This window comes from Sporolactobacillus mangiferae (assembly GCF_023336505.1).
Taxonomy (GTDB): Bacteria; Bacillota; Bacilli; order Bacillales; family Sporolactobacillaceae; genus Sporolactobacillus; species Sporolactobacillus mangiferae.
The window spans coordinates 1-23,133 of sequence record NZ_JAMAST010000015.1 but is presented as its reverse complement, the minus strand read 5'-3'; the positions used below and the strand labels follow the sequence as shown (position 1 = coordinate 23,133).

The 23,133-nt window shown below is 47.0% G+C and carries 22 protein-coding genes; all 22 read right to left on the bottom strand.

From position 1 onward, the window contains the following. Nucleotide 1 precedes the first annotated feature (1 nt). The gene (gene rnmV, locus M3N64_RS11050; protein ID WP_249102190.1) at nucleotides 2-553 is read right to left on the bottom strand and encodes a ribonuclease M5; all 552 of its coding nucleotides are present in this window, start codon (nucleotides 551-553) and stop codon (nucleotides 2-4) included. An 11-nt stretch (nucleotides 554-564) separates the two neighbouring features. After that, a complete protein-coding gene (locus tag M3N64_RS11045) occupies nucleotides 565-1,341 on the bottom strand; it encodes a TatD family hydrolase (RefSeq protein WP_249102188.1) in 777 nt (258 codons plus the stop codon). 139 nt (nucleotides 1,342-1,480) lie between these two features. Beyond that, nucleotides 1,481-3,484, bottom strand: a complete 2,004-nt coding sequence (gene metG, locus M3N64_RS11040; protein WP_249102186.1) for a methionine--tRNA ligase — start codon at nucleotides 3,482-3,484, stop codon at nucleotides 1,481-1,483. A 478-nt stretch (nucleotides 3,485-3,962) separates the two neighbouring features. Further along, nucleotides 3,963-4,850, bottom strand: a complete 888-nt coding sequence (gene rsmI, locus M3N64_RS11035; RefSeq protein ID WP_249102185.1) for a 16S rRNA (cytidine(1402)-2'-O)-methyltransferase — start codon at nucleotides 4,848-4,850, stop codon at nucleotides 3,963-3,965. Then, nucleotides 4,822-5,103 carry a GIY-YIG nuclease family protein gene (locus M3N64_RS11030; RefSeq protein ID WP_249102184.1) on the bottom strand — a complete coding sequence of 94 codons (282 nt, stop codon included), beginning with the start codon at nucleotides 5,101-5,103 and terminating at the stop codon, nucleotides 4,822-4,824. Before M3N64_RS11030 ends, rsmI begins: the two co-directional genes overlap by 29 nt. Continuing rightward, a complete protein-coding gene (locus M3N64_RS11025) occupies nucleotides 5,100-5,837 on the bottom strand; it encodes a tRNA1(Val) (adenine(37)-N6)-methyltransferase (protein ID WP_249102183.1) in 738 nt (245 codons plus the stop codon). The genes M3N64_RS11030 and M3N64_RS11025 overlap by 4 nt, the downstream gene beginning before the upstream one ends. A gap of 20 nt (nucleotides 5,838-5,857) precedes the next feature. Further along, a complete protein-coding gene (yabA, locus tag M3N64_RS11020) occupies nucleotides 5,858-6,217 on the bottom strand; it encodes a DNA replication initiation control protein YabA (protein WP_249102182.1) in 360 nt (119 codons plus the stop codon). Between the two features lie 13 nt (nucleotides 6,218-6,230). After that, entirely contained in the window at nucleotides 6,231-7,061 is an 831-nt protein-coding gene (locus M3N64_RS11015; protein ID WP_249102181.1) for a PSP1 domain-containing protein, read from the bottom strand. Then, entirely contained in the window at nucleotides 7,051-8,055 is a 1,005-nt protein-coding gene (gene holB, locus M3N64_RS11010; protein WP_249102178.1) for a DNA polymerase III subunit delta', read from the bottom strand. Before holB ends, M3N64_RS11015 begins: the two co-directional genes overlap by 11 nt. 38 nt (nucleotides 8,056-8,093) lie before the next feature. Continuing rightward, nucleotides 8,094-8,531 (bottom strand): YaaR family protein, encoded by a 438-nt coding sequence (locus M3N64_RS11005; RefSeq protein WP_249102176.1) that lies wholly within the window; start codon nucleotides 8,529-8,531, stop codon nucleotides 8,094-8,096. Nucleotides 8,532-8,564: 33 nt separating this feature from the next. Continuing rightward, nucleotides 8,565-8,894 carry a cyclic di-AMP receptor DarA gene (gene darA, locus M3N64_RS11000; RefSeq protein WP_249102175.1) on the bottom strand — a complete coding sequence of 110 codons (330 nt, stop codon included), beginning with the start codon at nucleotides 8,892-8,894 and terminating at the stop codon, nucleotides 8,565-8,567. A gap of 38 nt (nucleotides 8,895-8,932) precedes the next feature. Then, on the bottom strand, nucleotides 8,933-9,604 hold the full coding sequence (gene tmk, locus M3N64_RS10995; protein ID WP_249102174.1) for a dTMP kinase: 672 nt from the start codon (nucleotides 9,602-9,604) through the stop codon (nucleotides 8,933-8,935). Beyond that, nucleotides 9,601-11,049, bottom strand: coding sequence for an aminotransferase class I/II-fold pyridoxal phosphate-dependent enzyme (locus M3N64_RS10990; RefSeq protein WP_249102173.1), 1,449 nt, complete (start codon nucleotides 11,047-11,049; stop codon nucleotides 9,601-9,603). The genes tmk and M3N64_RS10990 overlap by 4 nt, the downstream gene beginning before the upstream one ends. A gap of 130 nt (nucleotides 11,050-11,179) precedes the next feature. Further along, nucleotides 11,180-11,344 (bottom strand): hypothetical protein, encoded by a 165-nt coding sequence (locus M3N64_RS10985; protein ID WP_249102172.1) that lies wholly within the window; start codon nucleotides 11,342-11,344, stop codon nucleotides 11,180-11,182. A 302-nt stretch (nucleotides 11,345-11,646) separates the two neighbouring features. Further along, nucleotides 11,647-12,222: a VanZ family protein gene (locus tag M3N64_RS10980; RefSeq protein WP_249102171.1), complete on the bottom strand. Its 576-nt coding sequence runs from the start codon at nucleotides 12,220-12,222 to the stop codon at nucleotides 11,647-11,649. 159 nt (nucleotides 12,223-12,381) lie between these two features. Then, nucleotides 12,382-13,014 carry a response regulator transcription factor gene (locus M3N64_RS10975; protein WP_249102170.1) on the bottom strand — a complete coding sequence of 211 codons (633 nt, stop codon included), beginning with the start codon at nucleotides 13,012-13,014 and terminating at the stop codon, nucleotides 12,382-12,384. A 34-nt stretch (nucleotides 13,015-13,048) separates the two neighbouring features. Beyond that, nucleotides 13,049-15,364, bottom strand: coding sequence for an ATP-binding protein (locus tag M3N64_RS10970; protein WP_249102168.1), 2,316 nt, complete (start codon nucleotides 15,362-15,364; stop codon nucleotides 13,049-13,051). A gap of 17 nt (nucleotides 15,365-15,381) precedes the next feature. After that, on the bottom strand, nucleotides 15,382-17,409 hold the full coding sequence (locus M3N64_RS10965; RefSeq protein WP_249102165.1) for a sensor histidine kinase: 2,028 nt from the start codon (nucleotides 17,407-17,409) through the stop codon (nucleotides 15,382-15,384). A gap of 182 nt (nucleotides 17,410-17,591) precedes the next feature. Continuing rightward, the gene (locus M3N64_RS10960; protein ID WP_249102162.1) at nucleotides 17,592-17,843 is read right to left on the bottom strand and encodes a sigma factor G inhibitor Gin; all 252 of its coding nucleotides are present in this window, start codon (nucleotides 17,841-17,843) and stop codon (nucleotides 17,592-17,594) included. Nucleotides 17,844-18,173: 330 nt separating this feature from the next. Further along, nucleotides 18,174-19,226, bottom strand: coding sequence for an undecaprenyldiphospho-muramoylpentapeptide beta-N-acetylglucosaminyltransferase (murG, locus tag M3N64_RS10955; RefSeq protein ID WP_249102159.1), 1,053 nt, complete (start codon nucleotides 19,224-19,226; stop codon nucleotides 18,174-18,176). A 108-nt stretch (nucleotides 19,227-19,334) separates the two neighbouring features. Further along, the gene (locus M3N64_RS10950; RefSeq protein ID WP_249102157.1) at nucleotides 19,335-21,203 is read right to left on the bottom strand and encodes an ABC transporter ATP-binding protein; all 1,869 of its coding nucleotides are present in this window, start codon (nucleotides 21,201-21,203) and stop codon (nucleotides 19,335-19,337) included. Further along, nucleotides 21,200-22,933, bottom strand: a complete 1,734-nt coding sequence (locus tag M3N64_RS10945; RefSeq protein WP_249102156.1) for an ABC transporter ATP-binding protein — start codon at nucleotides 22,931-22,933, stop codon at nucleotides 21,200-21,202. The genes M3N64_RS10950 and M3N64_RS10945 overlap by 4 nt, the downstream gene beginning before the upstream one ends. Nucleotides 22,934-23,133 lie beyond the last annotated feature (200 nt).

Below are 23,133 nucleotides of genomic sequence, written 5' to 3'. Positions count from 1 at the left end.
CTCACCCCTCTGATTGAATGGCGTGAAGCGCCTGCATCAGGTCACTTTCAGTAATTTGAAACATACGCAGCCGTTTATACAACTGTTTGCCATTTGCATAACCAATATTCAGGTAATCGCACAGCCGTTCACGAAGCGATCGTGACGCTTTGCTTCCAAGAAGCCCGAGCTGGCGAAGTGTCTGCATGCTGATTAACTCTGCCGGCTCTTCAAACTGAGTATAAACTTTTGCCAGCGCCTGCCGGATGATTGGCGGCGCAGCATGCTCAATTCCCAGGCTTTCGCCGTCTTTTCCTTTTCCCTCAGCACGCGTAATAAACGCATGCTTACAATTTGGAACCGCACGGCTGACGATCTTCCGAATGCGTTCACCCGGATAATCCGGATCTGTAAAAATGATGATGCCACGCCGGATCTGTGCATTTTGAATAGCATGTATCGTCCGTCTGCTGACGCGTGAGCCGTTCGTCTCAATTGTATCCGCGTCAATTGCCCGGCGAATTGCCTCCGTATCGCTTCTTCCTTCAACGACAATAATTTCTTTAACAATCATATAAAAGCTCCTTAGCCATGTTCATGAATATGAAAACAACGCTGTGCATTTTCTGTCGTCGCCTGTGCCACTTCCTCAAAAGATAATCCTTTCAGTTCGGCAATTTTTTCAGCGACAAGGCGGACACGCGCCGGCTCATTGCGTTTTCCGCGAAACGGATGCGGACTCAAAAAAGGGCAATCTGTTTCAATGATCAGGCGATCAAGCGGTACCTGGACCACTGTCTCCCGCTGCAGCGCCGCATTTTTGAAGGTCACCGGCCCCCCGAAGCTGATATAGAAATTAAGCTCGATAAACCTTTGCGCCCACATCCAGTCGTCACTGTAACAATGCATGACCCCGCCGACTGTCTCGGCATGCTCCTCTTTGAGGATTCGAAACATGTCTTCAGTGGCCTCTCGATTATGAACGACCAGCGGCAGTCCCGCTTCTTTTGCCAATTGAATTTGCCTGCGAAAAACCGTATGCTGCACTGAATACGGCGACTTGTCCCAATGATAGTCCAAACCGATTTCGCCAAGCGCGACGATGCCCGGATGCGAAAGATTCTGCTTGATGAACCGGAAATCGTCTTCGGTCATGTCCACTGCATCCTCGGGGTTCCAGCCGATCGCGCCATAAATATGCTGATGTTGATCAATGATGGGAAAGACCCGTTCAATGGTTGAACGATCAACGCCAACGACAATCATCTGTCTGACACCGGCAGCCTCGGCACGATGCAGTACCTCGGAAAAATCTGTATCAAATGCTTCATCATTAATATGGGTATGCGAATCAAACAACATGGACATCCCCACCTTTACACCTTCGTATTTAAGCAGAAAATCTATATAAAGGCATGCCCCATTCATGAGTCAAAATGGAGCTGCATCCAAGAAAAAAGCGGGAGTTCAAGACTCTCCCGCCAGTTCACATTTTAGTCTCTCAGCGAATTTTCGTGCCGTTTGGAAGCGGACCGGAAACGGTCGCAACCTTAAGTTTTCCCTCAGCGTCCCCCGCCAGCAACATGCCTTGTGAAATTTCACCGCGCAGTTTCACTGGTTTTAAATTAGCAATCACAATAATCTTCATGCCAACCAGTTCTTCCGGCTTGTAGTACTCAGCGATCCCAGACACTACCTGTCGACGTTCATAACCAAGATCAAGCTGAAGCTTAAGCAACTTGTCAGCACCTTCGACCTTATCCACCTGCAGCACCTCGGCTACACGCAGATCAATTTTCTGAAAGTCGTCCAAATTAATCTGCGCAGGTGCCTTTGCCACAGTTTTTGACTTTTTCTCTTTATTGCCGTTTGGTTTTGTCTCCGCTGCACCGCGCATTTGCGATTTGATGTATGCAACTTCATCTTCAATATCCAAACGCGGGAAAATAGGCTCTTCCTTGTGCACGGTCCACTGACCGTGGTTCACAGCTAAGTCACGAATAGAATCCCACGCCTGATCCGCTGATTCCTTCACACCTAATTGACGGAACATTTTCGCTGGCGTAGACGTGAAGAACGGCTGAATCATGATCGCAACGCTGCGAATCGTATTGGCCAAATGCGCCATCACTGATGCAAGCACGTCACGCTTTGTGTCATTTTTTGCCAAAACCCAAGGCTGTGTATCGTCAATATACTTGTTGGTTTGGCCAATGAGTTTCCAGATTGCTGACAGTGCAACAGAGAACTGCAGGTTTTCCATCTGTTCTTCAACCGTTGCTACAGTGTCCGTCAATGCCTGCTCCAGTCTGGCATCGAATTCAGTGATCTGACCTGTATAAGCAGGAACTGCCCCTTCAAAATACTGACTGCACATTGCGACCGTACGGTTCAGCAAATTGCCAAGGTCATTAGCCAAATCAAAATTGATCCGTTCGACAAAAGCTTCCGGCGTAAACAGACCGTCCGAACCGAACGGCACTTCCCGCAGCAGGTAGTAACGGAGCGCATCCAGACCGTAACGGTCGATCAACGGTTCCGGATCGACAACATTTCCCTTTGATTTGGACATCTTGCCGTCCTTCATCAGCAGCCATCCATGTCCGAAAACCTTTTTCGGCAGCGGCAGGCCAAGCGCCATCAGCATAATCGGCCAGTAAATCGTATGAAAACGAACAATTTCTTTCCCGACTAAATGAACATCCGCTGGCCAGAATTTCTTATAATTCGTCTCATTTTCCGAACCATATCCAAGCGCAGTAATATAGTTGGTCAGCGCATCAAGCCATACATATACTACATGTTTCGGATTATTTGGTACTTTAATTCCCCATGAGAATGAGGTACGCGACACGGCGAGATCTTCCAGGCCCGGTTTAATAAAGTTGTTGATCATTTCATTCTTACGTGACTCCGGTTGAATAAAATCCGGATGTTCATCATAGTATTTTAATAAACGGTCGACATATTTGCTCATTTTAAAGAAGTAGCATTCTTCTTTGACCTTCTCAACCGGGTGGCCGCTGTCCGGACTTTTGCCGCCGATCACTTCACCTTGGTCATTCTTCTCAATGTCGACAAGCTGAGATTCCGTATAGTAGGTCTCATCAGGTATGCTGTACCAGCCTTCATATTCGCCAAGATAAATATCCCCCTGGCGTTCCAGCTGTGCAAAAATTTTCTGGACGACCTTCGTATGACGATCCTGTGTCGTACGAATGAAATCATCATAAGAGATGTCAAGCTTCTTCCATAACTGCTTAATTTGTGCCACCATATCATCAACGTATTCGATCGGTGAAACACCTTTTGCCTTGGCTTTTTCTTCAATTTTCTGGCCATGTTCATCAGTTCCCGTCAGGAACATGACATCGTAACCGCGCAGCCGTTTATACCGGCACATCGCGTCTCCGGCCACCGTTGTATAGGCGTGACCAATATGTAGTCTACCGCTCGGATAGTAAATAGGCGTTGTCAGATAAAAAGATTTCCGTTCCTCTGTCATGAGCCCGCATGCCTCCTTATTCTATACCGCTTCCAAAGAACCCTGTCTTTAAAAACTATACGTTTCACATGAGTGAATGTCAAGAAAGCGAAAGGGCACGTGTCACCCGCACTTTTCCACAATTAACTCAGTTTTTCCCATAAATAATCGCTGTTATTCAAAAATATATTCTGGACCAGGCTGCGCCGCGGCAACTGTCGATTCATTCGCCACAGAAGCAGCGTGAGCATCCTCGGCAAGTTGGAATCTATGGGGCTCCTTTGACCTGCGATCAACAGGAACGTTCCGCGGGCATCTCGTGCTTTCGTGTCTGGCTGGCTAAAATCATATGCTTCCTTATCATGTTAGAAAACTTGGCTTTGCCAAGTCTCTGGCGATGGGATGGCAAAGCCGCCGTCGCGCTTATACAATTTTCCTTAAAATTTATATGCTTTCTTATAGAGTACAAAAAAGATTCGCCCGTGACGAATCTTTAATTTTATTCGTTATCAATTTGATGATAGATACGATAAATTTCTCGTTTCGGCTGCAGGCGATCCGCTGCTGCCTGCTTAATCGCTTCTTTGACATTCCAGCCCTTTTCATGAATATAATGATCAACATGTTCCCGAACGGTGAGTGCCGACCACCATACTGTCTCAGCACGCGGCACCTCTAATTCATCACTTCCATTAACGATGAGGCAGAATTCACCCTTCTGCGCGTCCTCCCTTTCCAGAAAAGCAGCAACCTCTTCAATCGATCCGCGTATAAACGTCTCATAACGTTTTGTCAGCTCCCGCGCCAATGCGACATTTCGATTGCCGAATACAGCTGCAATCTCTTTTAAAGTATCTTTGATACGAAACGGCGATTCATAAAAAATAAGTGTATAAGGAAATGTGCGCAGTGACTTAAAAGCTTTTGCGCGCTCTTTTTTTACTCTGGGAAGGAAGCCATAAAAGAGAAAATGATCCGTGGATAAGCCGGACGCGATCAGGGCAGTTAGCGCTGCATTCGCGCCAGGAAGCGGAACAACCGGGATGCGGCGCCGCACACACTCAGCTGCCAGATCCGTGCCAGGATCAGAAATACCCGGGGTTCCCGCATCCGTAACAAGCGCTACCCTTTTCCCGGACTCCAATTCAGCAATCAGATGCGCCCCGCTCTTTTTTTTATTATGTTCATGATAGCTGATCAAAGGTGTGTGAATATCAAAATGTGTGCACAATTTCATCGTATGCCGTGTATCTTCGGCTGCGAGAATATCGGCGTGTTTTAAAACATCGAGCGCTCGATAAGTAATGTCATCTAAATTGCCGATTGGCGTCGGAACAAGATAAAGACACCCTTTATAGTCATCCTGAAAACTTCGCTGCTGCCACATCCGTGCCGCTCTCCTTAATCAATTTCAGTTTCTGCTGCCGTGTCAGGTGCTTTATTGCCCATTCCCGCTGCATCGCTGCCTGCTTATCCGCCAATCTTTCTTGATAAGCAATGCGCACCGGTTTATGACTGCGTGTGTATTTTGCGCCTTTTCCGCTTTGATGAAGCGCAAAGCGCTTCGCTACATCGGTGGCGTAGCCTGTATAGAGGCTGCCGTCAGCACATTCAAGAATATAGACACTATAGCCCTTCATGATTTCGGCAACACATCCTCAGTATAAGTGCCGTCCTGATGATAGACAATGATCGGTGGCAGCACGGAAAGTCCCGGCCGACCGCCTTTGGTTCCTTCAACAAGCACCATATTTGCCGGTTTATGCCGATATGGATGGACGTATTGCATCCGTTTCGGCTCAACTCCCTGGGCGCGAAACCCTTCTATAAGATCCGCCAATCGCTCCGGGCGGTGAACGAGCGCCATTTTCCCGCCATATTTAAGCAAGCGTCCGCCAACCGCAAGCACATCCTGAAGAGCGATCAGCACCTCATGGCGGGCAATCGCCAAATGGTGGTTCAGCTTCACGTCACGCGCGGCGTTCGTTGTAAAGTAAGGCGGATTGCAGGTGACCACGTCACAGCTGCCTCTGCCGATTTTTTCGTCAATCTGTTTGGCATCTGCACGTAAAAAAGTAACACGTGCCTCCAGATGATTCAGAGCCGCGCCGCGCTGCGCCAGCGCGCACACTTCAGGCTGAATCTCAACGCCCGTGATCTGTCCCTTTGTCCGCTGCGACAGTAAAAAAGGGATCACGCCATTTCCGGCACAAAGATCAACCAATTTTCCCTTCTGAATGGGCACATAGACAAAGCGCGCCAAAAGCACGGAATCCAGTGAAAACGGGAAAAATCTGCTGGATTGAACGATTTTTAAATCTGTGTCAAAAAGATAATCCACACGTTCGTCATGCCGCCCATGCTGTCCGTTCATTCGCTCCATCTGCTGCACCATCACTTTTTATTCAGAAACGAAAGACAGAACAGACAGTCGCCGTCATTTCGAACACTGCCGTAATGGAGATTGCATATATGAAAGCCTTCTTTATAAAGCCGCGCCAAATTATCATAGCCCTCGCCGATATCCGGCTCAGACATTGTTCCGGTACTTCTCGGCGACTGCTTCGGGGCATCCTGCAGGCGCATATTGGAAGACTCCAGCCGCTTCCTCAAATTCTCGTTTTCTAAAGTCAGATTCTGATTTTCTTCAAGCAATGCGGCCAGCTGCGCTTTCAAATGCCCGAAATCCACATAAATCTGTCCCAGCTGTTCCTCCAAATGACTGACTTGTGAGAAAACATCCTTCTTCTCCAAGCTCATCCACCTCTTATTTAGTGGCTTCTGAAGAAATAACCCCTTCTTCGATAAGCTCATCTAGTGTATACTCAACGACTCTGTTTTGTTCCTTGAGCTCAATCTGAACCAGATGCTCCAGTATATTCAACCCGACGACTCGCCCCGGTCCGTAATGGACATTAATGGGCGCGCCAATATCCGGCAGAGCCTTTTTTGCCGACTCATATTGATCGTTTTCATATTTCAGACAGCACATCAGCCGCCCGCATACGCCTGAAATCTTCGCCGGATTTAAGGACAGGTTTTGATCTTTGGCCATTTTAATCGACACTGGCTCAAAGTCGCCAAGAAAAGTCGAACAGCAGAGCATTCGTCCGCATGGACCGATACCGCCTAACATTTTCGCTTCGTCACGGACCCCTATTTGCCGTAATTCAATTCTTGTCTTGAATACAGCCGCAAGATCCTTGACCAATTCTCGAAAATCAACACGGCCGTCAGCCGTAAAATAAAAAATAATTTTATTGCGGTCAAATGTATACTCAACATCCACCAGCTTCATTTCCAAGTGGTGATTGTATATTTTCTGTAAACAGATATCCATAGCTGCCTGTGCGTCTTCTTTGTTCCTGCGCACCTGCAGTTCATCAGATTCCGTTGCAATCCGCAGCACCTTCTTAAGCGGCAGAACAACATCTTCCTCATTTACCGTTTTTTTCCCGATCACTATGGTGCCGCATTCAATGCCGCGCGTTGTCTCGACAACGACATGGGCGCCTTCTGAAACAGCCAGCTGATCGGGATCGAAATAGTAGATTTTACCGGCCTTCTTAAAGCGAACGCCGACAATATCATAATTCATTTATGTTACCTCCTAACTTGATTGCCAACCGCTCCATTACACTCACACCGTTCACATGGGCATCCAGCTGTCTGCGGGCATCCATGACCAGAGACATTGCCTGAATCGTTTGTTCCGATGACCACAGAAGTAGCTGCTCCTTCAGTATATCCATCTGATCTTCGTAGACGACTTCACTCTGGCGACCCAGGTGAAGCGACAGAAGATCTCTATACCAGAAAAGCATTAAATCCAGGCCGACAGTCAGTTTCTGATTATCATCAAAGTTGGGAGAGAATTTTTCGTAAATAAAGGGTAGTACAGACGAAAAAGATTTGAACAACCTTTTCATTAATTGTATCACTAGCGAACGCGCCTCGGCAAACCATTCCATTTTACATAACTGGGCCGCTGACTCATAATCGTGCGTCAGTGCGGCCGATGCCTTCAGCAATGCGTTCGGAAGCCCGTCCTGTTTCAGTCGCTCGCGAAGCTCCTGATCAGAAAGCGGAGCAAAGGAAAGAATCTGGCACCTTGAAACAATGGTATCCAGGAGCTGATGTATGTGCTCGGTAATGAGCAAGGCAAGCGTACCTGGATGCGGTTCTTCAATAAATTTAAGCAGACTGTTTTCCGCCTGCGCCGTCAGCTTTTCTGCCTGATCAATAATAAATACTTTACGGCTCGATTCCACGCCGCGATAAGCGAATTCTTTCATCAGATAAGCGATCTGTTCTTTTTTTATCGACGCCGCGCCCTCTTCAGGCGCGATCCAGACAACATCAGGATGATTGCCAGAAGCAATGCGCCGACAATTTCGGCAGGTCATGCACGGGCGCTCATTCTCTGGCGACTGGCAGAACACCGTCTGCGTTACCAGTATGGCTGCCTCGCGCTTTCCGGTTCCGCTTGGTCCTTCAAACAAATAGGCATGGGCAAGTGCATGGCGATCGATTGCATGGCGAAGCACCCGCGCCGCTGTTTGCTGCTGTTTGGTTAATTTCTGCCAGTCCATGCTTTTTGCTCACTTTCTGATTGACTTAGTCTTGACTTTTATATATACAGATTAATCAGCATACCACGTATTTCATCCAGCTGATCAAGTAATTCGAGTCCCTGCTTGTTTTTATCCAATACATCATTCGTCAGTGCGATCAGTTTCTGGTCCACAGTCTTAACCAGTGTCTGCTGCGTTCCCCCCTGCTGCCAGGAAAGAGACTGCGAGGTACCCAGCCCGGTCTGCACGGCTTCCCGAAGAAAAGACTGCACATACTTTTTATACAATTGCAAATCGCGGACCGTTCGCGAAGCCAGCACACGTTTTGCCTGCTCGTCAACCTTATTAAGCAGCGTCTTAAGTGCATCTCCGTGCATGGCTTGCTGTTCCGTCTTTAACGTCAGATCAAATCCGGCACGCGGCGCAGCGGACGTGTTTTCGCGCTTCGTCACCGACTCTCCGAGATGGGTGGACTGATTGATTTTTATCGCCATGGATCACAAACCTCCTATTCATTACCGTACAAATTAGAAATGCTTAAATTGATCAACGTCAAGTACAAAGACGGTTGCGCCGCCAACCTCCACTTCAACCGGATGCATCATATATCCGTCCGTGTTGGCGTCCAGCGAAGAAATCGGTGCGATCACCTGATTACGGCTGTGGCAGTGCTCCCGAATCAGGTCAAGCAGCTTGTCTACACGAATATCCTCGGTTCCAATCAGGAACGTTGTGTTCCCAGAACGAAGAAAGCCTCCCGTACTTGCCAGTTTCGTTGCATGAAAATTCGCATCCACAAGTGACTTCTGCAGCAAATTACTGTCTTTATCCTGAACAACGGCAACAACCAGTTTCATAATATACTCATCCCTTTCATGCGTTTATCAAAATAACCTCATCTCAGTTGATTTATCAATGAAAAAAAATCGGATACAATCGTCTGGAAAATCTGTTCCGGTTCCTGTTCACCATTAATCAGGCGGATTCTCTTTTTATTTTCTTCATAGATGGCAAGAAATCCTTTTCGCACACGCCGATGATAGGCGAACGCCCGGCTCTCAATCCGATCCAGCTCATCTGCAGCCTGTGTCGCGCCTGCTTCCGGTGCCCCGGCTCTGCGCTTCATACGTTGTCTGCCCACTTCCGGGGAAACGTCGATCAGATACGTTCGATCCGGTGACATACCGCCAGTCGCAAAGTCATTAATCTGTCTGACCATCTCAATCGGTTGCTCCAGCCCATAGCCCTGATAGGCAATGGATGCATCAATATAGCGGTCGCACAGCACGACCTGCCCCTTTTGGATTGCGGGCATTATTTTCTGAGCAATATGCTGGCTTCGCGAAGCCGCATAAAGCAGGATTTCTGTCTTGTCGGTCAGCTCACTATGAGCGGGGTTCAGAACAAGCGTCCTTATCTGATCACCGATTTCCGTTCCTCCTGGCTCCCTGGTCAGAAGGTACGGAATGCCCCGGCTTTCCAATTCCGCTGCAAGTCGCTGAATCTGTGTTGTTTTCCCCGAACCGTCCGGACCTTCAAATGTTATAAAAAGTCCTTTATGTGTCATGCTGATTGCTCCCTTGACTGATAAACCTTTATTTTTCCTTGATGAATGCCTTCATTTTGAAAAGTAGCGCCCGCGCGTTGCCAGAAATGAATCAACTCCAGACTGCGCTCGGTTATGCGTTCGCCCCCCAAAACAATTGGGATGCCGGGCGGATACGGAACTACCGGTTCCGCTGCAATGGCGCCAACTGCCTGATCGAGCGCTGACCAGCTGCTGGCTAGATTCTTAAAGTGCCGGTATGAATCTGCGAGCATGGTTATTGGCGGAAACTCAGTAATCAAAGTGCGCACTTCCGATTGGCCGGGCATCTGGTGTGCCAGTGCTTTTTCTATTTTTCGCACTGCATTCTGGTAATTAATTGAATCCGACAGTCCAAGCGTCAAAAGAATATGGCGGGGATCCGCCATTTCAGGATAAAGTCCCAATTGAATGAACCGGCTTTGCAGCTCAAAGCCGCTCACCCTCGTTTCCGGCTGCAGCACTATTTTAAAAGGATCGACTAAAAAATGTTCGGGATCTGCTTCTAGGACGGTGAGTAGATTCATTGACTTCAATGCCTCGACAAATGCATCGCGACGATTCAAGACATCGGCAAAAAACTCAGAATCCATCGTTGCCATGAACGCACGCGCTAAATCCAGCGAGGCCATAATCGGGTATGACGGGCTTGAACTCTGCAGCATCTCACGGACCATCTTTACCTTCTCTATTGAAATCCGAGTGGAATTAACATGAAGGTAGGCGCCCATGGTCATGGCAGGAAGCATTTTATGCGCCGAATGAACGACCAGATCGGCACCCATGTCCAAAGAGGACGGAGGCACAGGCGCGCCCATCCTGAAATGCGGTCCGTGCGCCTCATCCACAAGAACGTTCATCCCCGCCTCGTGAGCTTGGACAATCAGGCGGCGCACGGTGCACGGCGCCACCCCATAGTAACTGGGGTAGGTCAAAATCAGCGCTTTAGCATCTGGGAAGCGGCGCAGCGCTTCTGAAAAAGTCTGCGGTTCAATACCTGTCGCAAGTCCCGACCGTGTATCAACGGAAGGCGCCAGAAACACCGGACGCACGTCGGCCAATTTCAATGCATTAAAGACAGATTTATGACTGTTACGCTGAACAAGGACAACATCGCCTGGTGCACACGCAGCAAGTACCATGATCAAGTTACCGACTGTTGACCCGTTCACTAAGAAACAGCTCATCCTCGAACCATAATAATTGGTAAGCAGCTGTTCTGCTTCACGGAGCACGCCCTCAGGATGATACAGATCATCTAAGTCAGCGACCTCCGTTGCATCCAGTGCCAGAATCGACTGAAAAGAGAGCAATGCCTTTTCGGGGAAAACAAGACCGTCTTTATGGCCGGGAACATGAAAAGAATACGCTTGATCTCTCCCATACCTGATTAAGGCATCGTAAACGGGTGTTTGATGCTGATCCATTGGCGCTCTCCCTCGAAAGAAATAAGATAGCTTTATTTTAGCATAGTCGGTAATTTTTCAGCTATCGAAACACTAATCTTTCTTTTGTTCAGCATAGACCAACGCGATCTTTAAAGTGCAGGCATCCTGTTTATTTTTTTCCCATTTTCATTGACAGCTCACTAATGACAATAACAAACAGAGCAGCAATGAACAGCGACAAAGCCGCCGCGCTGCCAAATGAATCGTAATGAAACATGATAAGGCTGAGCACGAAAAGTAAACTGCCAATAATATATCCGGTTGAATGCTTCATAACTATCAGCTCCAGAAGATTAGAAAACTTGGTTTTGCCAAGCCTCTGGCATAGGCAAAGGCTTAGTTGCACTTATACTATTTTCCTTAAAATTTATATACTTTGTTATAGTATTAGAAAACTTGGCTTCATCAAGCCTTTGACACGGGCGAGGTCGCCATCGCGCTTATACTATAATCCGCTGAATTTTAAACTTTCTTATAGTATAAAAATTCAGAGTGGTTTGAGGAAATCACGGAGGAAATCGTACTGCTCACTACAGGTCAAAAAGATAAACATCTATTTTTTTGATATGTAATCCTTTATTTTGTAGACATTGTTTCTGAGATATACTCTTTCATCCATTGCTTGCTTTCCATCCAGCTGAAAAGGACACAACCGAGGAAAACGCCAAACCCGTTAAGAATCAGTACATCCAGATCAAAGAGATGTTTTGGAAAATGCGGGATATGATTCATCACGTAAAGCATCACTTCAATAATCAGGGAAGCTGTAAAACCAGTAACAAAAAGATTGGAGAATCCAATTTTTCCGCGCCGCAAAAAGCCGACAAAGAAGATAAACGGAATCGGCAGGAAAATACTCCACATAAGCAGCCAATGCCCCTGTACACTTTGCAGCATTAACGTGATGATACGAAAAGGACGAAGATTGACTAGAGGACTGCCAGGTACGACAATCGACCATTCGGCAGGACTCATCGGCTGAACGGTCAGCAGCAGCGTCAGCAGCATGTAGCCTGTGAAAAGTGACAGAAAAACGCCTCGGTTATAAGTCAGCGTTCGCCGCACCCATTTCTCCCACAGCACGCAGACACCAAACAAAATAATGTAAACTGTAAAAAATTCAAAAATGGTTGGATTAAGTATATGGTTCATTTGCAGGCCGCCTCCCAGCGTTTGCAGAATCCCTTATACTTATCTTAATATAGATAGGCCCGCACAACCCCGCATATTTCATGCGTGATCACGCATTTTTTGATGCGGGATCACGCATCATCTGGTCGCAACGCGTGCACGCAAGCATCATGCAGGTATTCATTTGCTAATAATCCCCAGTTCGTTTCCCTTTTCAACAGCCTCAACTCGTGAGTGGACACCCAGCTTCTGGAAAATACCCGTCAGATATTTTTCCACGGTCCTTTGTCCAATCAACAGATGATGTGCAATCTCACGATTTGTCTCACCGCGCATGACCGCTGCCAGAATTTCTCGTTCATTCTGATTCAGATGTACCTTTGCCGCTGCTTTCTGTGCAGAATCGTTTACACGCAAACGCTGAAACAGCCAGATTGGCAGCAATACTTCGTCCCGAAGCGCTGCGTTCAGCGCGGCAATCAATGAATCAATAGATGCAGATTTGCTGACAACGCCAACAATTCCTCGGCTGATCATTGATGCAAACAACGGCTCGATTTCCGTTTCATAGCCTGTATAAATAATAATCTTCGCATCCGGATCCAGATCAAGGATCAGATCGGCAGCCGCCATACCATCCATATCCGGCATATTCAGATCAATCAAAAAAAGATCAAAGTGCCGCTGTTCCAAAAGAGATGCAACCGTTTGTGTCGATGTTCGGGTGTCCACTTCAAATCCCGCATTCTGAAGCACTGTTTTTGTTCCGCTTGCAACAACCGCATGATCGTCAATAACTAATACTGATGTCATATCTTCAGCCCCCTCTATACTGAATTCCTGCATATTATAATGACAATGGCAATTGAATGAATACCGACAAACCATGGACAGTCTGCCCCTCATCCGGACCACCAAAAGAAATGCTGCCGTTCATCCCCTCGACGCGGCTCACAAGCCCCGACAGTCCCGTTGTACTGAATAATGAATCAATGGCAGATTCATGCAGGCCTACTCCGTTATCCTTATACAGAAGGTTGCACTGACTGCCGTCATAGGTCAGGGTCAGCTGGACCTGTGTTGCTCGGGCATGTTTGATCGCATTACTAAGCAACTCCTGAGCCGCGCGGAAGACGCAAAGCCCTGTTTCTTTCGCCAAATCACTAGGTGCGTGCGCCACATGTGTTTCCAGTCGAAAATCTGCTGACAGATTCACCCTTCGAAACAGTGCATCTAATGCCTGCTCTAATCGGCCATGAAAAATCTCGGCAGGGTACCACTCCCGAATCGTCCGACGCATTTCGTTTGCATTGTCCAATATGCGCTCACGAATAAAACGCAACCGCTTAGCCGTCTCTGGATGTCCAATGGTTCTGACCGCCGCATCAATTTCACGGGCAATGGCTAATTGATCCTGAATATTTGTATCATGCATGTCTCTTGATAAGTGCGCGCGCTCTTGTTCAGAAATCGAAAACAGCCATCGGTTCATTGCCTTTGGAATGCGGTCTCGATCATCTTCCATGTTCTGAAACTCCTGCATTAGTCCTTCAATTTTGTAAAGATTATCGACAATAACCCGTGCATAACTCACTAACGTCTCAAACCAGATGTGCTCATCCAGATTCAATGTCCTTCCCGGATTCATCCACCGGCAGGTAAACAGCACGTTCCTGTTTTTGTCTTTTTTAATCCATACAGTGAAGCCATTACAGGTCTTCCTGATCCTGCCTTCCTTATCTTCGGAGACAGGCACAGGCCCGGCTTCTTGAAACGAACTGCTGATCGCGTGTGCATCACCGTTTTGATTCACCAGCAGCAGACCTGCCGCCTTCATCGGAAGCTCAGTCAATACGGTACGGCGCAGCATCATATCAACATGGCGCAGTGTGTACTCTGTCGTTGATTCTTGCAGAAATCGCTTTAGCGCTTCCTGACGTACCTTTTGTTTAGGGTGAAGATAGTCCATCAGTCGGTCGTCCATATAGTCCTTGAAATACAGAATCATTACACTGATAATAAAACAAGCCACACCAAGCTGAGTCACTTCAACAGGATTTTGGTTAATATCCCTCTCGACAAGGACAAGAAATCCAAACAGAATCAGCAAAGTGCCCACGAAACTGATGGCACAGTAATAACCCAGGCGTCCGATATAAAAGGACATATCGATCAACGTCGATGAGAGCACAATATAGCACAAGGTGATCGGCAGCATGATCAGCCAGGGCGTCGTCCATTCCACAGGAACAAGAGACGTTCGAATAAACATGTTCGGAACCGCATAGAAGGCGATAAAAGGAAACATGGCGATCCATGCCCCGGCTATTAGAAGATGAATAATGCGGCTGTACTCTGACGTGCGGATCTGGTAGTAAAGCCGGGTTAGCTGGATACACAGCAAGCCGAAGATAAATACGGAAAAAACCAGTTCCTGCAAGTAGTAGGCGCTCACTTCTCTCGAGGTCAGTAAGCAGCTGTTTATCACAATAAATGTGCCGCAAAGGTAGAGACACCCAAGCATCCAATTGGAAACAAGTAAGAATCCGCACACGGAAAAGTACGCTCTTAGAAAATGAACGAGAAAAATCATGCTGAATACGATCGCCACACTGGTCAGGCGCAGACTCCAGCTGTCGTGTCGTGCATTGGCAGCCATTTCAAGAAGCACCGGACTGATCGCAACCAGAAAAGCGCTCAAAGAACGGACGACCGGACCGCTCTCTTTGCGCAGATAAAGAAACAGAACCGCAACAAAACAAGTGGTAAAGAAAGCAAGCGGGATCATCAGATAGAAAAACAGTGCACCTTTTGAGACGCGATTATCAATCGTTAAAAAGAATACGGAATCCCCCTTTGCCAGTTGCAAGCTTTTTGCCTGACCGACCATGGAAAAATGGGTGATCATCCGGTTCTCTGCCGGAGATTTCCCATCAACCCCGAGGATCATATCACCCGGCTTTATACCGGCAGATGACGCCCAGCTATATGGTGCAACAGATCGAACCGATACCTGTTCTCCTTGAGTAACCGTATAAATGCCAACATATGGCCGATCAAGGATCACCATCATAAAATGAATGGCAAGCACCATAGAATATACAAGTGCAACCAGAATGAGCAGTGAGCGTACCCATCGTTTATTGTATATATCGGTGATCATTCCGCTCTCCCCCTGCTTCATGAGCAATCGCGCTCTTTATCTGCCCATTGAATCACAATGGACACGCCCTTGCCCTTCTCTGATTCGATAGCTGCCTGCCCGCCAAGCCCCTCCACACGTCCGATCATGCCTGGAAATCCCATTGTCCCAAAAGAGTATCCAATCCCGGAAACGTCCATCCCGATGCCATCATCGGCATAGGCCAGCAGAAAACGTCCATCCTTCTTTCTCAGATCAAGTGTTACAAGCCTTGCTCGAGAATGCTTTTGGGCATTATTCAGCAATTCTTGAACGATGCGATAAACTGCCATTTCCCAATCATGCTGAAATCCGTCCAGATGCTCATCAATTGACCACCGCAGCGTAAAATCTGCGCGCAGATTAGCCTTATCAAAAAGGTCAATCAAAGCTTTTCGAAGCCCCGTCCGATAAATAAATTCCGGATGAAGATCATTAATCACCTGGCGAAGTACAAAAATACTGTCTAAAATCCGTTCACGAATATTGACCATCAACGCTTTGTTTTGCGCATCCTCCGTTTCTGCAGCCCAGACATCCAGCTGACGGGCAACGTCAAGCTGATCCTGCATGTTCTGATCATGCAGCCTGCGCGACAATTTCCAGCGCTCACGTTCCGAAATACGCAGCATCATTTTTTTTATGGTCAGCGGAAGGGATGTACTCGGTGCAGAAGCTTCCTCCAGGTTATCAAGCATGTCCTGCGTATTCGTCAGATTTTCAATCACGATTTGTGCATAGTTGATCAAGGCATCAAGCCATGCGCGCTCGTCAGGATTCAGACGTCTGCGTGGCATTTTCCACTTTCCCGTTAACGCAACTTTCGTCTTCACACTTCGGGCCAGTAAAATGCGAAATCCATCCTGATTCGTTGCCATTTTCCCAAGTTCTTCCTGTTTTGAATCCTCAGAACACATCACATCAGTCTCATTGCGCGTGTGCTGAACAAGACTGACACCCTCCACCGGCAGAGAAGCCTCCATTTCTCTGGAGAGGATGCGTCCGATTTCCGACCGGTCACTCGTTGATCTCATCCATTGGAGCAAGCGGTTCAGACTGGCCTGAAAATCCAGCCGTTTCGGATAGAGACGCTTTCTGAGCGAGTAATCAAGATATTTCTTTATATACAATGCTGCGAATAAAACAACAAAAACAACAGCAGAAAAGCGATAACTGTCCAGACCGTTCACGTCAAAAGTCATCAGATCCCACTGATTCAATATGTAGAAGAGTGCGCCAAGCAGAGCAGCCATCGGTGCGGCAATAGCGGCACAATAACACACACGCGTCATGAAATACGATATGTCGATAAAATGTCTGAATACAATTATATAAAATATAAGCAGCGGCAGAATCATTGTAAAAATGCCGGCCAGCTGACTGAAAATCAGTTGGTCCGAAAAGATGGACGGAAAGACGGATAAGCCGAGATTTGGAAAAAACGCGAACACCAATCCGAGCAGCAAGGTTTGCAGCAATGGCTGATAAGCGGCATTTCTGTAACGCCTTAGAATACGGAACGTGCAAAAGACCGCAAACAGTGTGGCCGCACCGACAATCAACATTGCCAGCCGGGCGGCATTTGCAGTATGAGGTGCGAATGCCGCAAACATCATAGCCGCTGCAATACTGCCATATAATGTTCTTTCCTCTCCCCGACTCATCCATCTAAGACGCGAGCGGCCGAAAAATTGATTCAGCACCCGCACGCAAAGCAAAAGGCTGACTGCATAAATACCCAGGCACAGGAGATTCTCGATCTCAGAATGCCCCGTTCCCCAGACAAACCATAAAAGGCTGATTATGGACTGGAACAACATTAGCGTATCCCAACGTGTTTTCATAAACCATAAGCTGACACCCATACCAAAGCACACAAGAAAAAAAACAACTGAAAGAACCACATGGAACAATGAATCGCCGTTCTTAACACACATAATTGATAAAACAACAGCGGCAATTAGTGCAATAGCCTGTCCGGAAAAAAGCAACCACTGTTTTTTCTGAACTTTTGAATTGCCACGCACCGAAACCACCCCCAGATATCGCTCAGCCGATTTCCTTTCTTCAGTGTAGCAAAAAGCGCAGGCGCATAAAATACTTAATTACATGGAGTGACGCTGACATTCAAAAGATTTAGCTTTTTTTCAGTTTATTCTTTGAACACAATGACCATTTTTCGGCTTATCGCGCAAAAAAAAGAGAAGCATCACGATTTACCTGCTTCTCTTCCCGAACCCGAGCCAATGCCGATTGCCTTCATCGAAACAGACTGGCTGATTTTCAATTTGGCAAGTTTATTCATGTAGAATCTATATTTCCAGTCCATTACATCAGTTTCAACAATTTTTTTCTGACAAGAATCACAGATTAATTGATCACAGATATGAATGCCTTCAACCTGCGTCTTCCCGCAGATTAAGCAGCGTTCTTCGCCCCGTCCCTGTTCATGTACCGCCACCTGACTCACCTCCGCTTTCTAGTTTTCCCATACATTCAAAAACTATTCATCCTACCGCTAGCAAACTATGTGCACGTCTTCAGCTGTCAACTGTCCTTCTCAGTGTATGTTTTCCAGGCTTGCCCCGTGTGATTGACAGTGCAGAAAACCCAGGCATAGCCAGATCTTACTTCCACGGATTGGGATATGCGGGATCTACCCTGGCTCACCATCACCGAAAACGCCCACGAGCAACTCCGCTGATTAATCAGCGGGCAAATCCATAATAAAAATTTACCGGCACCAACAAAAAAGCAGACGTTTCGACTCTCTTACGAAACGTCTGCTTTTTCAGTTTAAGAACTTAAGTATATTTTGAATGCCATGTGTCGCGCCTTGCGCCGCCGCCATCCGGTCTATATAGTCGTACCGGTTCCTATATACTTCGGTAAGTGTACGCTGCAGTTCCTCAGACGTCAGCGTATCATTGTCCAGCACTTCGCACAGACCTTTCTTTTTAAATGCTTTCGCATTGAGAATCTGGTCACCACGGCTTGTACTCAGCGGCAGCGGAATTAGAATCATCGGTTTTCTCAGAGCCAGAAATTCAAAAATCGCATTGGAACCCGCCCGGGACAGAATCATTGATGAGGCAGCCATGACGTCCGGAAGCTCCTTGTCAACATACTCAAATTGCCTGTATCCAACCGTCGAAGCAAGTGTCTCATCGACATTGCCTTTACCACACAGATGAACAACTTGATAATTTTTTACCAGCTGTGTGAGCGAAGCGCGCACCACTTCATTGATTTTCTTCGCCCCAAGGCTGCCGCCCATAATCAATAGTATCGGTTTGTCTCTCTGAAATCCGAGAAAATCCAGTCCTTTTCTTCGATCTCCCTTCAACAATGCATCACGAATAGGCGCTCCGGTATAAACCACTTTATCCTTGGGAAGATGTGCCCCCGCTTCTTCAAAGGTTACAAACAGTTTTGTAGCGAATCTGATCGCAATTCGATTCGCCAGTCCCGGTGTGATATCCGACTCATGAATATAAACCGGAACACGATTCAGCCATCCGGCAATCACTACCGGAACAGACACGAATCCGCCTTTTGAGAAAATCACATCCGGCTTAATTTTTCTTAAAATCAGATAGGCCTGCATCACACCGGCAAGTACTTTAAAGGGATCCTTGAAATTTTTCATATCAAAGTATCTGCGCAGCTTGCCACTGGAGATCGCATAATAATCAATTCCATGATCCTGCACCAGTTTTTTTTCCATCCCTTCTTTTGAACCAATGTAAGTCACGTCGCAATCTTTCAACTCATCAATAAGCGCAAGATTCGGGGTCACATGTCCCGCTGTACCACCGCCGGTGAACACAATTCTTTTTGTCATCATTCTGCCTCGCTTTTTCAATCTTCACTTAAAAAGTTTAATATATTTGCCCGTAAAGTAAAACTGGAAATAAAAAAAGCCGAGGAATGGTTTCGGCTTAGGGCATGCTTAGCCAATTTCCTGCTGATGCACCGCATCGACAAATTGGCTGTTATACAAATCTGCATAAAATCCTTGTTTCTCAAGTAACTTTTGGTGTGTTCCCTGCTCAATCACACGTCCGTGATTCATGACCAGAATCAGATCCGCCTCTTTGATTGTCGAGAGTCTGTGGGCGATCACGAAGCTTGTGCGATTCTTCATCAGGGTGTTCATTGCCTTCTGTATATGCATTTCTGTCCGCGTATCCACACTGCTCGTTGCCTCGTCCAGAATAAGGATCACCGGATCAGCCAATAAAGCACGCGCGATAGTCAGCAGCTGCTTCTGCCCTTGTGAGATATTCGTACCCTCTTCATTGAGAATGGTATCATAGCCGTCCGGCAATGTACGAATAAAGTGGTCCGCATTGGCTGCTTCGGCAGCACGGACAATCTCCTCTTCCGTTGCATGCTTGCGGCCGTAAGCAATATTCTCCCGAATGGTTCCCTTGAAAAGCCATGTATCCTGCAGAACCATGCCGAATAATTGATGCAGCCGCTCTCTTGACAGGGAACGGATGTCTGCACCGTCAATCAAAATGCTGCCTGAGTTGACCTCATAGAAACGCATCAGCAGATTGACAAGTGTTGTTTTTCCTGCTCCGGTTGGTCCGACAATCGCAATCGACTGACCCGCCTTAGCATGAACAGAAAGATCTTCAATCAGCGGCTGGTCCTTTTTATATCGGAAGCTAACATGGTTGAAAACGACTTCTCCTTTTGGATGGGGCAGCGTCACTGCCTTTTCGGCATCCTGAGTATATTCCTCCTCATCAAGAATCTCAAAAATACGCTCTGCAGAAGCAATGGTCGACTGAATAATGTTTGAGATATTGGCAATCTGGTTCAAGGGCTGCCCGAACTGACGCGCATACTGAATGAACGCCTGGATATCGCCAATCTGGATGGAACGTTTGACAACCAGAATGCCCCCGACAACCGAAATCAGCACATATCCAATGTTGCCGACAAACATCATCAGTGGCATCATAATACCGGACAGAAACTGTGCTTTCCATGCGGAATGGTACAGCTTTCCGTTTATATTTTTAAACGTATCATAGGATTCCTTTTCTTTTCCAAATGCCTTAATCACCTGATGACCGGTGAACATTTCTTCTACGTGCCCGTTCAAGCGGCCAATTTGCTCTTGCTGCTTCTTAAAAAAGCCTTGTGAGTGTTTGGTGATCTGCATAATTCCTACCAGGCTGAGTGGAATCGTCACAAGCATCACTACCGTTAATAGTGGGCTAATGGTCAGCATCATCACAATCACGCCAAGAAGCGTCACTATGGAAGTCACTGACGTAGCCAGGCTTTGCTGCAATGTATTGCTGATATTCTCTGAATCATTAACTGCGCGGCTGAGCACATCTCCATAAGGATGCGCGTCATAATAGCGAATCGGCAGCCGCGCCAGCTTCTCATTCACCTGTTTACGAAGTGTGTACACCATTTTCTGTGATACACCGCTCATTAAGTATTGCATCATGAACGTAAACAGCGAACTTAGTACATACAAAACGATTAGTATCCAGACGATATTCCAAATGTAGTCAAAATCAATATGCGCCCCCGGGATCCCTTTAATCCGCATCATCATACCTTCAAATAGCTTTGTGGTCGCATTACCCATTAGTTTCGGTGCTATAATGGTAAATACCGTACTCAGAATGGCGGTGAAAAAAACGACAAGCAAGGTACCATAGTGGGGACGAAGATAACTTAGCAGCCTGCGAAATGTCTTTTTAAAATGCTTCGGTTTTTGGACGGGCACGTGCATCCCGCCGCGAGGGCCAAACCCGCCCTGTGGCCGGTTTTTTCTTTTTTCACTCACGCCAGCTCCTCCTTTTTCAATTGTGATGCCACAATTTCCTGGTAAACATCACATGTTTCCATTAACTCCTGATGTGTACCATAACCTACAATTCTGCCGTCATCCAGGACAATGATCTTATCGGCATGCAGTACCGTACTGACACGCTGCGCAACCATAATAACAGCCGAGTTCTGTGTCATCCTGCTCAGCTCTGCCCGTAAGTGCGCGTCTGTCCGATAATCCAGCGCAGAGAAGCTGTCATCAAGCAGATAAATCGGTGCTTGGCGCACTAGTGCGCGGGCAATGGCCAGACGTTGCTTTTGTCCGCCAGAAACATTTTTTCCGCCTTGAGTGATGAGCGACTGATAACCGGCACTCATTTTAGAAATAAATTCAGCCGCCTGTGCAATACGCGCGGCTTCCCTTATCTCTTCATCCGTAGCCTGCGCATTGCCGTAACGAATGTTGTCAGCAATCGTCCCTGTAAACAGCACCGACTTCTGCGGGACATAGCCGATTTGCGCGCGCAGACTTTCAACAGGCAGCTTGCGGACATCAACACCGCGCACGAGTACCTCCCCACTCACCGCATCAAAATAGCGCATGATTAAATTCAACAGCGTTGACTTTCCTGCGCCAGTCCCGCCGATAATGGCAGTGGTTTCACCCTGATTGGCCGTAAATGATATATTCGACACTGCTGGCGCTTCAGCACCCGGATAGGAGAAAGTCACCTCTCTGAATTCGATGCTTGCTGGTTGCTTACTGACGGCGGAGGATGCACTTGTCTTCCCATCTTTGACCACGGGGACAATATCAAGCACTTCGTTGACACGGCCCGCAGAAATTTGTGCTCGTGGGATCATGATAAACATCATGATTCCCATTAAGATCGAAAACATAATTTGCATCGCATATTGAATAAATGCCATCAGATCGCCGACTTCAATCGAACCGCTGTCAATGCGCAAGCCGCCAAACCAAACAATGGCGACCGTCGATAAATTCATAATCAGCATCATGAGTGGCATGGCAAGAGACATAAATTGATTAATTCGGATCGAGATCTGCGTAATATCCTTATTGGCCTGATCGAATCGTTCTGTTTCATGCGCGGTGCGATTAAACGACCGAATGACGCGAATGCCCGTTAGTTCTTCCCGTAAAATCAAATTCAATCGATCCATTTTCTTTTGAATCACCTTAAAAAGAGGCAGAGCCCTTGCCGCAATTAATAAAATCGAGATAATCATGATCGGCAGGGCAACAACCAACACTAAGGACAGCCGGGAATCTTTAGAGACGGCCATAATAATACCGCCAATCAACATCAGAGGAGCCATCGTCATCATTTTCAGGATCATCATATACACTTGCTCAATTTGTGCAATATCATTCGTTGTTCGGGTAATCAGTGAGCTTGTTCCCACTTGGTCGAACTCATTAAGCGAGAATGTCTCAACATGTGCGAACATCGTATTCCTTACATCCCGACCAAAACCCGAAGCCGCTTTCGACGCTAAATAGTTAGCTGCAACCGTCAGACCCCCAGCAACAAAGGTCACTAGCAGCATATAACCGCCCATTTTATAAATATAAGGTAAATCACCCTTCACAATACCCGTATCCACAATATCCGACATTAATGTGGGTAGATACAGATTTGCCAATGACTGAAAAAAAACAAAAAGAATAGAAAATAAAGCCGGCCATAAATACGGCCGCATGTATTTTGCCAGACGGATCATTCATTCATCTCCAATCTTAAATTCAGACGCGTTGCTATGACCTAGTGTAACGTTACAATGTGAACCGATTATGAATACATTAGCTGATTTTTCACTGATTAACAATGTGCTAAACGTTGAGCTTGAAAATGCGTGTCTGCTGTTGACTGCACGTCTCTTCGATGCATACCGGAGACTGCGCACGTGCCTCTAAGCAGCCG